Genomic DNA, 13,459 nt, shown 5'->3' with positions numbered 1-13,459 from the left:
TGCCGGCGCGGCCACTCCCGCTAACCGGCATCCCGCTTCTTCGGCGCGGCTTCGCCTTCGCGCCGCCGCACCGCCCGACCGCGCCGAACGCCGCAGTCGCCGCATCCGCTCCGGCCGCGGCCGTCCCGGCGCCTAGCTCTCGCCTGGCCGCGTTCCGCCTCCGGGCACCGCGTTCAAACGCCGCTTTTCGCCGCGACCGTCGCCTGCAGCTTGTCGCACAGGCTTTGGATCGCATCGTTTTTCATGCGGTAGCTCACGCGGTTCGCAATCAGCCGGCTCGTAATGCCGAAGATCGTCTCCTGCTCGACGAGCCCGTTCTCGCGCAGCGTCTGTCCGGTTTCGACCATATCGACGATCCGGTCCGCAAGGCCGATCAGCGGCGCAAGCTCGATCGAGCCGTTCAGCTTGATCACCTCGACCTGCTGGCCCAGCTCGCGAAAATATTGCGAGGCGACATTCGGATATTTCGTCGCGACGCGCGGATGGATCACTGGCTTCCAATCCGGCAGCCCGATGACCGACATGCGGCACTTGGCGATACCGAGATCGAGCAGCTCGTAGACGTCCTTGTTTTCCTCCATCAGCACGTCCTTGCCCACAACCCCGATATCGGCGACGCCGTATTCCACATAGGTCGGCACATCGACCGGCTTTGCCATAATGAACGACATGCCCGCCTCGGGCACTTCGATAATCAGCTTGCGCGTATCGTCGAAGTCGCTCGGAATCGGCAGTCCCGCCTCCCGAAACAGCTTCGAGGCCTGCTTGTAGATCCGCCCTTTCGGCATCGCGACCTTCAGCAGATCGCGCCCGTCATTCGCAGCGCTCATTCTTTTAACCCTCCCTGCGCGGCCTCGGCTTCGTTCAAGAAGAAGGGCACAAACTTCGCGAACGTCCTGCCCCTGAATGCAAAAGCGTTCGCGCCTCCGGCAGCCGCCTCGGCCGCTTCAATTCTCGACTGCGGCGTCATACGCTCCGTGACGGCGGCGGTACCCGCCTCCCGCAGCCGCTGCGCTTCGGCCAGCGCGTCCGCCCGGCCGGCTTCGTCATAGCCGATCAGCACCGGGCAGGCCGCTTCTTCCGGCAGCCGGTCGCCGATCAGCTCCAGGATGCGCGTCGTCTTCAGCGCAAAGCCGGTCGCCGGCGCCGGCCTCCCGAACTGCCTCAGCAAATTGTCGTAACGGCCCCCGCTGGCAACGGGGAATCCGAGATCGGCCGCATAGCCTTCGAACGTCATGCCCGTATAGTAAGAGAAGTCGCCGATCATCGTCAGATCGATCAGCACGTCCCCGCATACGCCGTACGCCTTCAGCACGTCCCACATCGCGCACAAATGGCGGATCGAAGCCTGCGCCGTCGGGTTGCTGCTGAGCGACAGCGCCTGATCGCAAATTTCCTGCCCGCCGCGCAGCCGCAGGATGCCTTCCAGTTCGCGCTGGACCGGCCCGGAGAGCGACAGCCTGCGCAGCAGGTCCCGGTAGCCGACATAGTCGCGGCCGAGCAGACACGCCTTCAGCTCCTCCTGCGCTTCCTCGCGCCCTCCGAGCGTGCCCTCGAACAGGCCGTTCAGAAAGCCGACGTGGCCGATGGCGATTTTAAACCGGTTCACGCCAGCGGCCTTCAGCGACGCGATCGCCAGCGCAACCACCTCGGCATCCGCCTCGGGCGAGGCGTCGCCCACCAGCTCGACGCCGGTCTGATAAAACTCCGCCTCCCGTCCCGCTTCTTCCTCGATTGCGCGAAATACGTTCGCATGGTAGGACAGCCTTAAGGGGAACGGCGCATCCTTCAGCAGGGAGGATACGACGCGCGCAATCGGCGCCGTCATGTCGGAACGCAGCACAAGCGTCGTGCCGCGGTTGTTCAGCAGCTTGAACAGCTTCTGGTCCGACGTCGAGCTGGCCACGCCTACCGTATCGTAGTATTCCATCGTTGGTGTTATAATTTGCTCATAGCCCCACGATTGCATGCAGTCCAGCGCTTGGCGCTCAATCTGGCGCAGCCGGGCGACGGCGTGCGGCAAATAATCCTTGACGCCGGTCGGTTTCTCAAACACCTTCGGTTTGGACATTCATTATTCACCTACAGCACTTTAGTTTATTAACGTGCTACCATGTTACCATACTGCCAAAATAAAGAGTTTAGTCGTAATAGTACCATGCCGCATAACGTTCGTCAAGGCGGCAAACTTTTATTCCTCCCCGAACGGAACTCCCATTCATCCCAGCATGGAAGTAAGGCCGAAAGCTGACCTTCCCTACAACAAAAAACTGACGAGCTCAGTTCTGAGCCCGTCAGTCCGAAACCAACTTCCGACGCTAAAGACGTTTATTGGATCACTTGAATCGTTCCCGTTCCGGAGAAACGGTTGCCGTCCGACAGCGGTCCTTGTACAAGGACCGGAACCGCGCCGCTGGCGTTACCGGCCGCCTGAATGACCTGCTGCCGGTCAAACTTGATCACCGCATCGGGGATGCCGTTTCCGTTCGCGTCGCCGATGGCGACCTGCTGCGGCTGAGCGGCTGCCGTATTGCCGTTGATCGTCAGCGTTGTGCCGGGAGCGCCGATGAGGGCCGGGTCGACCGACGCCGGCAGCTCCACGATGGCGGTAAACGAATTTTCGCCCCCGCTGCTTTTTACGTTAAGCGCGTTCGGCCCAAGCCCGATAGTTGCCGAACACGACCGTATACAGGCTCGGTGCGGGCGGCGTCGACATGCCGTCCCCGAGAAAATAACTCGTATGCGGCGGCTGATTATAAGCCACGTTCTGCCAAGCGATACCGAGCCGATACACCGGATCGTGCATCAGCGTGTAAAACCGGTAGTTCGTAGGATCCGTCGTCGTATAAATATCGAGCGCGGTGCTGTCGTCCGTGCGCCATACCGCTTCTTCCCGCCAGTCGCCGAACAAATCGGCCTGCAGGGTAGGCGTCGCTTTCGTGCCGTTATTCGAAGCGTGGCCGTCCGCCGTCAGCAGATTCACCATTTTCTGATTGGTGTAATCCCATTTGTCGATATGATTGCCGTCGAGCAGCTCGCGCAGCAAATCGCCGTCCCACCAGATGGCGAAGTTCATGGAAGGCGTGGCGGTGCCGATTTTCTGCCCTTTAATCGTATACAGTCCGACGCCTGCGGCCGCCCATACTTCTTCGCCGGGATAGTTCGGATCGATGTCGGCGGCGACGCCGCGTCCCGTATCGTTCGTGCCCGTCACCCGCCACAGCACCTGGCCGGTAGCGGCATCCCAGACGGCGGCGCCGTAAGGACTGTTTTCCAGCACTTTAAACACTTCGTCCCCCGGCCGGGTCGGGTCGAGGTCCCCAACGTGCAGCGCGTCGCCGTGGCCGAGCCCGGTGTTGTACAAGCCTTGCCCGTTATCGTCGATCGTCATCGCCCCGTAAATGATCTCGTCCTTGCCGTCCCCGTCCACATCCGCGACGCTCAAGTTATGATTGCCCTGGTCCGTCCAGCTCCCGTATCCTTCGTTGTTCGTATCGAACTTCCACAGCTTGGTCAGCTTGCCGTCCCGCCAATTGTAGGCGACAAGCACCGTCCGGGTATAATACCCCCGCGCCATGACGAGGCTCGGACGGACGCCGTCCAAATACGCGATGCAGGCGAGGAAGCGGTCCACGCGATTGCCGTAGCTGTCGCCCCAATCCGAAACGTTGCCCCGCGGCGGGTCGTAATCCGTCGTAACCAGCGCCTTGCCGTTCAAGCCGCTGAAAATCGTCAAATATTCCGGTCCGGCAAGCACGCGCCCGGGTCTGCTGCTCGTCAGGTCGCGCCAGTCCGCGTTCGGATCGCCGATCACCTTGCCGGTTCCGTCCGTCGTGCCGTCCGCGGTCTTCATCGCGACCTCGGCTTTGCCGTCGCCGTCCAAATCATACACCATAAACTGCGTGTAATGCGCGCCGGCGCGAATGTTTTTGCCAAGGCTGATCCGCCACATCAGCGTCCCGTCCAGCTTATATGCATCCACGAAAACCGGACCGGTTACGCCGTCCTGCGAATTGTCTTTCGAGTTGGACGGGTCCCATTTCAGCACGATTTCATATTTGCCGTCCCCGTCCAAATCCCCTACGCTCGCATCATTGGCGCTGTAAGTGTAGACCGACCCGTCGGGATTCGTTCCGTCCGCCGGCTTTTGAAGCGGAACCGTCAAATGGTTCGTGCCCCACACATGCGCCGGAGCCGACGGGGACAGTTCTTTGCCCGCGACAATCGCGCGAACCGCGTACGTCGAATTCGGCGTTCCCGAAGGATCGGAGAAATTCGTGCTCGTTGCGATCGGATCCGAGTTCACCTTGACGCCGTCCCGGTACAGATTGAACGTTGTGCTTTCCGGCTCCGTTCCCAGCAGGCGCCAGCTGACAAAGACGCCCGCATCGGTTTTCACCGCAACCAGCCCGCGGTCCAGAAATTCCATTTGCCGTTTCGGTGCGGTTCCTGCAAGCGCAGCGGCATCGGCCGGCGCGGCCGCATTGGCCGGTTTAACGGCGGGTGAAAACGCCACCGTGCTGTAAAGCATTGCGGCGCCGAGCATGAATGCGCTTACCTTTTTAAACGTCGACTTCCATGTTGTGGCCATTACTTTTCTCCTCTCTGACCTTCCTTGGAATGAACCTGTTACACGTCAAGCGTCGATCTTGATGCCTGTCCTTTGTGCTTCTCACCTCCGTTTTTACACGACCCGGCATTTTGCCCTTTTGGGATCTCCATATTCCGCCGGCTCGTCCGCTTAAATGACCGGAGCCGGCTTTATCATCGTAACCAGCCCGCTCTTTTTCCTGCAATTGGACTTTTTTCTCCGCAAGCGAGCAGAGACTTTCATTTTTTGGCGGCAGTTGGACAATTTTGCAAAACAGGGCTGAACCGATGTATTGGTCCCGCGAGGCTCTTTTCATGAAACCGGTTCATTCTCCGCCTGTTCCTATCATGAAAAAAAGCCGTGCCACAAGGCACGACTCCTCAATTAACGGAATAAAATTTTTCGCAACGCAAAATTTCCTCGCTCTTCGGAAGCTCCAGAACGCACGCAGCATGCTCCACCCTCGCAGGACGTCTTCGTTAATCATCGCTTCCGCGCCTTGCAATTTCCCGCAGCGGATTACCTCCCATGAACGCGCCTGCCGGAACGTCCTTGTGCACGACAGAGCCCGCGGCGATGACGGCCCCGTCCCCGATCGTCACGCCGGGAAGCAGGGTCGAATTCGCGCCGATCATCACATTGGAGCCGATCGTCACGTCGCCAAGCCGATACTCGTGGATTAAATATTCATGCGTTAAAATCGTCGTATTGTATCCGATGATCGAGTTATCCCCGACCCGAATCCGTTCCGGAAAAAAGACATCGACCATCACCATCAGCGCAAAAGCGGTTTGCCGGCCCACCTTCATTCCGAGCAGGCGGCGGTATATCCAGTTCTTCACCGGCAGCAACGGGCAGTACCGCGCAATTTGGATGCAGATGAAATTTCGCACCGCCTTCAGCGGGCTGACGGTCCGGTAAACTTGCCACAGGGCGTTCGCCCCCTCGACCGGGTAACGCTCCAATTTCCGCACAATCCGACGCTCCTCTAAATAAACGAGTACAAGTCGCGCATTTCGTATAGGATATGGCGCGCCCCGCTTTCCCGCAGCTTCTGCTCGCCCTTCAGCGACCATGCGACGCCGACCGGTATGACGCCGGCAGCCTCAGCAGCCTCCATATCGACGGGGCTGTCCCCGATCATCATCGTCGAATCCGGCTCGGCGCCAAGCGCCTGCATCGCCTTCAGCACCGGCTCGGGATGCGGCTTCAGCCGCTCGACATCGTCCAGCGTCACAATCGCAGCGCGCTCGAAAAAACCGTCGAGCCCGGTAAACTTCAAGCCGCGCAGCGTCGTGAGCTCCATCTTGGTCGTGACGATGCCGAGCCCGACTCCCGCCTTGCGAAGCTTGGCCAACACTTCCGCCACATCGCCGAACGGCTTCACATAGTCGTCATGCAGCCGCAAATTCACATCCCGATAAGCGGCGATCAGGCCGGTGACGTCTTCGAGGCCGGAGAACCGCTGCATTTGGTCGGTCAGCGGCAGCCCCATGCCGGGAATAATATGCTCGCGTCCGAACTCGGGCGGCACAATGTCTTTTAACACCTGCAGGAACGTTTCGATAATGAGCTCGTTCGTATCGAGAATCGTGCCGTCCAAATCGAACAGCATCGTTCGAATCGCAGTTTTCATGGAAAGCTCCTTGTGATGGGATGGAATCTTACCAGGCGATGGTGAAATACGCCCTCCACGTCATTTCATTGAGGATCCAGTCCGGAGGGCGGAGCGTATCGCGCCAGCCGCGCCTCCCGTTTAATCGAAATCGTCGGAATCGTCGGCAATCGTTTCGGTCAGCTTGTTCGTGAATTGCAGCGCGGCATTATAGCCCATCCGTTTGAGTCGGAAATTCATCGCCGCCACTTCGATGATAACGGCAAGGTTTCGTCCCGGCTGGACCGGGACGGTTACAAGAGGGATGTCCGTATCGATGATGCGCGTTAATTCCTCGTCAAGACCGAGACGGTCGTACTGCTTGTCGGGCTGCCAGTTCTCCAGCTTGATGACGACGCTGATCCGTTTCATCGAACGGACGGCTCCGGCCCCGAACAGCGTCATGACATTGATAATGCCAAGGCCGCGAATCTCCAGCAGGTGCCGGATCAGCTCCGGTGCGCTGCCGTGCAGCTGCCCGTCGGACGTTTGCCGGATTTCCACCGCGTCGTCGGCGACCAGGCGATGGCCCCGTTTTACCAGCTCAAGCGCCGTTTCGCTTTTGCCGATTCCGCTTCCGCCCGTAATGAGCATGCCGACGCCATAGATGTCGACGAGCACGCCGTGAATCGTGGCCGACGGAGCCAGCCTGCGTTCCAAAAAGTTGGTAATGCGGCTGATCAGAATCGTCGTCGCCACATGACTGCGCAGCACCGGAATTTGTTTGCGGTTGGATTCCTCGATCAATTCCTTCGGGGCTTCAAGCCCGCGCGTTATGATAAAACACGGCGTCTCGTCATCGCACAACCGCTCGATCCGGTCAATTCGTTCCTCGCCGCTGAGCGTCTCCATAAACGCTAGCTCGGTACGGCCGAGAATTTGCACGCGTTCATTCGGGTAATAATGAAAATAGCCCGCCATCTCCAGTCCAGGCCGGGACAAATCGTCAACGGTAATATTTCGGCGCAGGCCGTCTTCTCCGCTTACGATTTCCAGCTGAAACTGGCTGACCAGCTCGGATACTTTTACTTTTTTAGGCATTGCCAGTCCTCCTCAAGTTGCAGCAGCTCATTCTGCTCTGACCCAGGTTGCTAGTTCCAATTTACTCATTCACATCGTATAAGAAAAAAGCGTCAAACGCAACGTCCCGCCCCATTTTCGGTCAACCGGCCATAAAAAAGCAGCCGCCCGATTTAAAATCGAACGACTGCTTGGTTTAGCGGCAAAAGCCGAATCTTAGATTTCGAATACGTTCAGTTCGCTGTCTTTATCGAAGACATGAACCTTGTTCATATCCAGCGCAAGCTTCACGTTCGCGCCTTCTTTCGTGCCCGAACGGCCGTCAACGCGAGCGATAACGTTGTCTTTGCCCAGACCGGCCAAGTACAGCAGGCTTTCGTGACCGAGGTTCTCCGCCACTTCCACATGCGCACTCACGATCGTGTTCGGCGAAGCTTCCAGGAATACCGGCTCTTCGTGGATGTCCTCCGGACGAATACCGATGATGATTTCTTTGCCGAGATAACCCTTGTCGCGCAGCAGCTGCGCTTTGCCTTCCGGAACGACAACATCGATGCCGGTCGTTTTGAAATGAAGAGCGCCGCCCTGCTCGGAGAGCGTGCCGTTGATGAAGTTCATCGTCGGCGAACCGATAAAGCCGGCTACGAAAATGTTAACCGGATGGTTGTACAGCTCCTCCGGGGAAGCCGCTTGCTGGATAACGCCGTCTTTCATAACCACAATCCGGTCGCCCATCGTCATGGCTTCGATCTGGTCGTGGGTAACGTAAATAACGGTCGTTTCCAAACGCTTGGCCAGCTTCGTAATTTCCGCGCGCATTTGACCGCGCAGCTTTGCGTCAAGGTTGGAGAGCGGTTCGTCCATCAGGAACACTTGGGGTTCACGGACGATTGCGCGTCCCAAAGCGACACGCTGGCGTTGACCGCCGGACAATGCCTTCGGCTTACGGTCGAGCAGATGCTCGATATCGAGAATTTTGGCGGCTTCGCGAACACGCTTGTCGATTTCCGCCTTTTTGAATTTGCGAAGCTTAAGACCAAACGCCATGTTTTGGTACACGTTCATGTGCGGATACAGCGCGTAGGACTGGAACACCATCGCGATGTCGCGGTCTTTCGGAGCGACGTCGTTCACCAGACGGTCGCCGATGAACAATTTGCCTTCGGAAATTTCCTCGAGGCCGGCGATCATCCGCAGCGTCGTCGATTTGCCGCAGCCGGAAGGACCGACCAGAACGAGAAACTCCTTATCTTTAATATCGAGATTAACATCTTTTACGGAAGCGGCATCAGAACCAGCGTATTTTTTGTAGATGTGCTCTAAGCGTACACCTGCCATGAGATTTTCCCCCTAACGGAAATTTGTTGATCACTACAACTATCTTATATCAGCACCCGTCCTGTGACTATGCACAAACTCTACAAAAAAACTACTTCCTTTTCGTCACTTTGTACAATAATAAAATAATTTTGACAAGGACCGCATCGCGAAATTGCCTGACGTCGAGCTCTGTTTCCTGCTTTAGCTTGTCCAGCCGGTACAGCAGCGTATTACGGTGAATGTACAGTTTTTTGGCCGTCTCGCTTACGTTGCAGTCGAGCGAAAAGAAGGTTTCTAATGTGGTTAATATTTCGGGCTCTAAAAAGACATCCGTCCGCTTCAACGCCTGTTCGACGAATTTAATGCGCTGCGTCTCCGGAATGGCGCTGAGCAGCCGTTCTAGATGAAGTAGCCACGGGAGGTGAATGTTCGTTCCGACATGGAACGTCCGCCCCAAATTGATCGTCTCTCGAAGCAGCTGAGCTGTTGCGATAAGCGAGCTTGCAGGCGAGATCGGATAGGAGACCGCCAGATGGCACTCGCCGATCCACTCGCTGGCCAGCATGTCATGAAGGCCGGACGCAATCTGTCCGAGACTTTCCTCAAGCGATTCTTCGCTTTCCTCGTCCTTATCTTCAGACTGCGCATCCTGGATCAGCGTGATCGGCCCGAGAATCAGCCACTCCTGTTCCTTCAGCGGAATCAGCATCGCCTCTTCGGACAAAAAGGTGCGCAGCAGCTTTTCCAGCTCGCTGTAGCTGGATCGCCCCGTCTCGCTTTGCACGCAAACCAGCAGGAAAGGAATCATCTCGGAAAAAAGCCGGCCCTTCGCCGCGTACCGGTCGGGAATTGTCGTCTGCGGCTCGCTTAGATCGAGCTGCTCCGCGATCCAATCCCCCAGCTCCTTCGCATGCCGTTCGGTTTCCGATATGCTCTCCTGGCCCTTAACCGCATGTCCGCGCAGCTGGTCCAAGGCCCAGCCGATCAGACGGGCGGTTTGTTTACTGACCGCTTCCGACGGTATAGCGACAGCTTCCACTTCCTGCTGGTCGCTTCGTATCGCAAACATCAGCTGTCCATCCTCGCGCTGGATGGAGTCTCCCGGAGTGACTTTCGCTTTCCGCTGCCCGCCGCCGTTCCGGCCGTTCATTTGATGCTCATGCCACTCATCGAAGGAAATGCGCAGGTGCCGGACCGGGCTTTCCAAAATCGCCTGCAGCTGTTCGATCCATTTCTTATCGATCATCCCTTGGCCCCTATCGGTTAACGCACATGAAGCGCTTTTTTAGGCCATTGTAACATACATAACGCCGAAATTCAGCCTAAGACGGCATGGCGGGAAAGAAGTAGAAACGGTTGACACCGTCCAGGCTGTCGACAAAGCCAGGTGAACGGGTGACACCGTCTCTCGACAACCGAACAAGTTTCTTTACTTGAAATCGCGAAACAAAAGGTAAGTGGAAACGTCAACTTTCCTGTAAAACAAAAAAAAGCCTGCGGAATGCCGCAGGCGCTGCTTTAAGATATGGTGAGCCATGTAGGACTCGAACCTACGACACCCTGATTAAAAGTCAGGTGCTCTACCAACTGAGCTAATGGCTCTAACTTGTAGGAAATGGTGGAGGGCGATGGATTCGAACCACCGAACTCGTCAGAGAACAGATTTACAGTCTGCTGCGTTTGGCCACTTCGCTAGCCCTCCACGAAAAAAAAACAAAAAAATGGTGGCTCGGGACGGAATCGAACCGCCGACACGAGGATTTTCAGTCCTCTGCTCTACCAACTGAGCTACCGAGCCACGTTTGTTTGGATTCCCAATGTTTATCAAGGCAAATGGCGGAGCCGACGGGATTCGAACCCGCGGTCTCCTGCGTGACAGGCAGGCATGTTAGGCCTCTACACCACGGCTCCGCGTTTGCAATATGGTGGAGGCTGAGGGGATCGAACCCCCGACCCTCTGCTTGTAAGGCAGATGCTCTCCCAGCTGAGCTAAGCCTCCATATGTAAATGGTAGCGGCAGAGGGGATCGAACCCCCGACCTCACGGGTATGAACCGTACGCTCTAGCCAGCTGAGCTATGCCGCCACAATACTGGCCCGTTATCCGGGCAGATATTCAGGTACACAGCGTCGCCAAACGCTGCGCGTAATGATCACCGATGTCTCCGCGCTTGTCGGAAGACAAAAAGACCTTACACCCTGAAAACTGGATACGAACATCCGATCAATTCTTTAGCTGGTCTTCCGAAGCGGCGTTCACGTGTCCGTGAACACCGATAGGATAAGCCCTCGACCGATTAGTATTCGTCAGCTGCACACGTTGCCGCGCTTCCACCTCGAACCTATCAACCTGGTCGTCTTCCAGGGGTCTTACATACTGGGAAATCTCATCTTGAGGGGGGCTTCACGCTTAGATGCTTTCAGCGCTTATCCCGTCCGTACTTGGCTACCCAGCGGTGCTCCTGGCGGAACAACTGGTACACCAGCGGTACGTCCATCCCGGTCCTCTCGTACTAAGGACAGCTCCTCTCAAATTTCCTGCGCCCGCGACAGATAGGGACCGAACTGTCTCACGACGTTCTGAACCCAGCTCGCGTACCGCTTTAATGGGCGAACAGCCCAACCCTTGGGACCTACTTCAGCCCCAGGATGCGATGAGCCGACATCGAGGTGCCAAACCTCCCCGTCGATGTGGACTCTTGGGGGAGATAAGCCTGTTATCCCCAGGGTAGCTTTTATCCGTTGAGCGATGGCCCTTCCATGCGGTACCACCGGATCACTAAGCCCGACTTTCGTCCCTGCTCGACTTGTCGGTCTCGCAGTCAAGCTCCCTTCTGCCTTTACACGCTTCGAATGATTTCCAACCATTCTGAGGGAACCTTTGGGCGCCTCCGTTACGCTTTAGGAGGCGACCGCCCCAGTCAAACTGCCCGCCTGACACGGTCCCTCTACCCGTTTCAGGGTAGCAGGTTAGAACTCCGATACGATCAGGGTGGTATCCCAACGGCGCCTCCACCGAAGCTGGCGCTCCGGCTTCTTAGGCTCCCACCTATCCTGTACAGATCGTACCAAAGTCCAATATCAAGCTGCAGTAAAGCTCCATGGGGTCTTTCCGTCTTGTCGCGGGTAACCTGCATCTTCACAGGTATTAAAATTTCACCGGATCTCTCGTTGAGACAGCGCCCAAGTCGTTACGCCATTCGTGCGGGTCAGAATTTACCTGACAAGGAATTTCGCTACCTTAGGACCGTTATAGTTACGGCCGCCGTTTACTGGGGCTTCGGTTCACAGCTTCGCCTTGCGGCTTACCGCTCCCCTTAACCTTCCAGCACCGGGCAGGCGTCAGCCCGTATACTTCGCCTTACGGCTTCGCACAGACCTGTGTTTTTGCTAAACAGTCGCTTGGGCCTTTTCACTGCGGCCCCCTCGGGCTATTCACCCTACCGAGGCACCCCTTCTCCCGAAGTTACGGGGTCATGTTGCCGAGTTCCTTAACGAGAGTTCTTCCGCGCGCCTTAGCATACTCTGCTCGCCTACCTGTGTCGGTTTGCGGTACGGGCACCTTCACCTGGCTAGAGGCTTTTCTCGGCAGCCGGAGCCCATGACCTTCGGTACTGTAATTTTCCCTCCCCATCACAGCCCAGCCTTATCGGTTGACGGATTTGCCGATCAACCAGCCTCACTGCTTGGACGGGGCATTCCATCGCCCCGCGTCACTGCCCTTCTGCGTCACCCCAATCGCTCATAACGGTTTACGGTGGTACAGGAATCTCAACCTGTTGTCCTTCGACTACGCCTTTCGGCCTCGCCTTAGGTCCCGACTTACCCTGAGCGGACGAGCCTTCCTCAGGAACCCTTAGGCTTTCGGCGGACAAGATTCTCACTTGTCTTTTCGTTACTCATACCGGCATTCTCACTTGAATACAGTCCAGCACTCCTTACGGTATACCTTCAACCCGTATTCAACGCTCCCCTACCCCAGGACAATCTTGCGATTGCCTAGCCATAGCTTCGGTGGTGTGTTTAGCCCCGTTACATTTTCGGCGCAGAGTCACTCGACCAGTGAGCTATTACGCACTCTTTCAATGGTGGCTGCTTCTAAGCCAACATCCTGGTTGTCTGGGCAACTCCACATCCTTTCCCACTTAACACACACTTGGGGACCTTAGCTGATGATCTGGGCTGTTTCCCTCTTGACGATGGATCTTAGCACTCACCGTCTGACTCCCGGCGATAAGTCTATGGCATTCGGAGTTTGACGGGACTTGGTAACCCTTGGCGGGCCCCGCACCCCATCCGTGCTCTACCTCCATGACTCTTACGCCGAGGCTAGCCCTAAAGCTATTTCGGGGAGAACCAGCTATCTCCGGGTTCGATTGGAATTTCTCCCCTACCCCCACCTCATCCCCGAACTTTTCAACGTTCGTGGGTTCGGGCCTCCAGTGCGTGTTACCGCACCTTCACCCTGGACAGGGGTAGATCACCCGGTTTCGGGTCTACGTCCACGTACTCAATTCGCCCTATTCAGACTCGCTTTCGCTGCGGCTGCGGCTCTTCACCTTAACCTTGCACGGGAACGTAACTCGCCGGTTCATTCTACAAAAGGCACGCCATCACCCCTAAATTGGGCTCTGACTTCTTGTAAGCGCACGGTTTCAGGTTCTCTTTCACTCCGCTTCCGCGGTGCTTTTCACCTTTCCCTCACGGTACTGCTTCGCTATCGGTCACTAGGGAGTATTTAGCCTTGGCAGATGGTCCTGCCGGATTCCGACGGGGTTTCTCGTGTCCCGCCGTACTCAGGATCCGTCTCGGAGAGCGCTGACTTTGGGTTACAGGGCTTTTACCTTCTTTGGCCGGCCTTTCCAGACCGCTTCG

Annotated in this window: 9 protein-coding genes, 6 tRNA genes and 1 rRNA gene (1 of these 16 cut by a window edge); all 16 read right to left on the bottom strand. The window is 57.0% G+C overall.

The genetic code is table 11. The annotated features are described in order from the left end of the window. Positions 1–173 precede the first annotated feature (173 nt). Positions 174–830, bottom strand: coding sequence for an ATP phosphoribosyltransferase (gene hisG, locus PD282_RS00965; protein ID WP_274648531.1), 657 nt, complete (start codon positions 828–830; stop codon positions 174–176). Then, complete coding sequence (locus tag PD282_RS00960; protein ID WP_274648530.1) at positions 827–2,071, bottom strand: ATP phosphoribosyltransferase regulatory subunit; 1,245 nt, start codon at positions 2,069–2,071, stop codon at positions 827–829. Before PD282_RS00960 ends, hisG begins: the two co-directional genes overlap by 4 nt. 257 nt (positions 2,072–2,328) lie before the next feature. Continuing rightward, positions 2,329–2,601 carry a hypothetical protein gene (locus PD282_RS00955; protein ID WP_274648529.1) on the bottom strand — a complete coding sequence of 91 codons (273 nt, stop codon included), beginning with the start codon at positions 2,599–2,601 and terminating at the stop codon, positions 2,329–2,331. Between the two features lie 40 nt (positions 2,602–2,641). Then, positions 2,642–4,591, bottom strand: a complete 1,950-nt coding sequence (locus PD282_RS00950) for a rhamnogalacturonan lyase (protein WP_476703957.1) — start codon at positions 4,589–4,591, stop codon at positions 2,642–2,644. 479 nt (positions 4,592–5,070) lie between these two features. Next, positions 5,071–5,565, bottom strand: coding sequence for an acyltransferase (locus PD282_RS00945; RefSeq protein ID WP_274648528.1), 495 nt, complete (start codon positions 5,563–5,565; stop codon positions 5,071–5,073). Between the two features lie 14 nt (positions 5,566–5,579). Then, a complete protein-coding gene (locus PD282_RS00940; protein ID WP_274648527.1) occupies positions 5,580–6,227 on the bottom strand; it encodes an HAD-IA family hydrolase in 648 nt (215 codons plus the stop codon). A gap of 120 nt (positions 6,228–6,347) precedes the next feature. Continuing rightward, positions 6,348–7,286, bottom strand: a complete 939-nt coding sequence (gene hprK, locus PD282_RS00935; protein ID WP_274648526.1) for an HPr(Ser) kinase/phosphatase — start codon at positions 7,284–7,286, stop codon at positions 6,348–6,350. 195 nt (positions 7,287–7,481) lie between these two features. Continuing rightward, positions 7,482–8,603 carry an ABC transporter ATP-binding protein gene (locus PD282_RS00930; RefSeq protein ID WP_274648525.1) on the bottom strand — a complete coding sequence of 374 codons (1,122 nt, stop codon included), beginning with the start codon at positions 8,601–8,603 and terminating at the stop codon, positions 7,482–7,484. Between the two features lie 91 nt (positions 8,604–8,694). Beyond that, a complete protein-coding gene (locus PD282_RS00925; RefSeq protein WP_274648524.1) occupies positions 8,695–9,831 on the bottom strand; it encodes a PucR family transcriptional regulator in 1,137 nt (378 codons plus the stop codon). A gap of 280 nt (positions 9,832–10,111) precedes the next feature. Continuing rightward, positions 10,112–10,187: transfer RNA gene (locus PD282_RS00920), tRNA-Lys, on the bottom strand. Positions 10,188–10,201: 14 nt separating this feature from the next. Beyond that, a tRNA-Tyr gene (locus tag PD282_RS00915) sits at positions 10,202–10,287 on the bottom strand. A 20-nt stretch (positions 10,288–10,307) separates the two neighbouring features. Further along, a tRNA-Phe gene (locus PD282_RS00910) sits at positions 10,308–10,383 on the bottom strand. 36 nt (positions 10,384–10,419) lie between these two features. Further along, positions 10,420–10,496 (bottom strand) — tRNA-Asp (locus PD282_RS00905). A gap of 12 nt (positions 10,497–10,508) precedes the next feature. Continuing rightward, positions 10,509–10,584, bottom strand: a tRNA-Val gene (locus PD282_RS00900). A gap of 9 nt (positions 10,585–10,593) precedes the next feature. Continuing rightward, positions 10,594–10,670, bottom strand: a tRNA-Met gene (locus tag PD282_RS00895). A 191-nt stretch (positions 10,671–10,861) separates the two neighbouring features. Beyond that, positions 10,862–13,459: ribosomal RNA gene (locus PD282_RS00890) — 23S ribosomal RNA — on the bottom strand (it continues 339 nt past the right edge of the window).

The organism is Paenibacillus humicola (assembly GCF_028826105.1).
Classification (GTDB): Bacteria; Bacillota; Bacilli; order Paenibacillales; family Paenibacillaceae; genus Paenibacillus_Z; species Paenibacillus_Z humicola.
This window is presented reverse-complemented; position numbering and strand designations above follow the sequence as displayed.

Excerpts from the sequence above, each read along its gene's own strand:
- hisG (WP_274648531.1), bottom strand. The coding sequence starts at position 830 with ATGAGCGCTGCGAATGACGGGCGCGATCTGCTGAAGGTCGCGATGCCG.
- PD282_RS00960 (WP_274648530.1), bottom strand. The coding sequence starts at position 2,071 with ATGTCCAAACCGAAGGTGTTTGAGAAACCGACCGGCGTCAAGGATTAT.
- PD282_RS00950 (WP_476703957.1), bottom strand. The coding sequence starts at position 4,591 with ATGGCCACAACATGGAAGTCGACGTTTAAAAAGGTAAGCGCATTCATG.
- PD282_RS00940 (WP_274648527.1), bottom strand. The coding sequence starts at position 6,227 with ATGAAAACTGCGATTCGAACGATGCTGTTCGATTTGGACGGCACGATT.
- hprK (WP_274648526.1), bottom strand. The coding sequence starts at position 7,286 with ATGCCTAAAAAAGTAAAAGTATCCGAGCTGGTCAGCCAGTTTCAGCTG.
- PD282_RS00930 (WP_274648525.1), bottom strand. The coding sequence starts at position 8,603 with ATGGCAGGTGTACGCTTAGAGCACATCTACAAAAAATACGCTGGTTCT.
- PD282_RS00925 (WP_274648524.1), bottom strand. The coding sequence starts at position 9,831 with ATGATCGATAAGAAATGGATCGAACAGCTGCAGGCGATTTTGGAAAGC.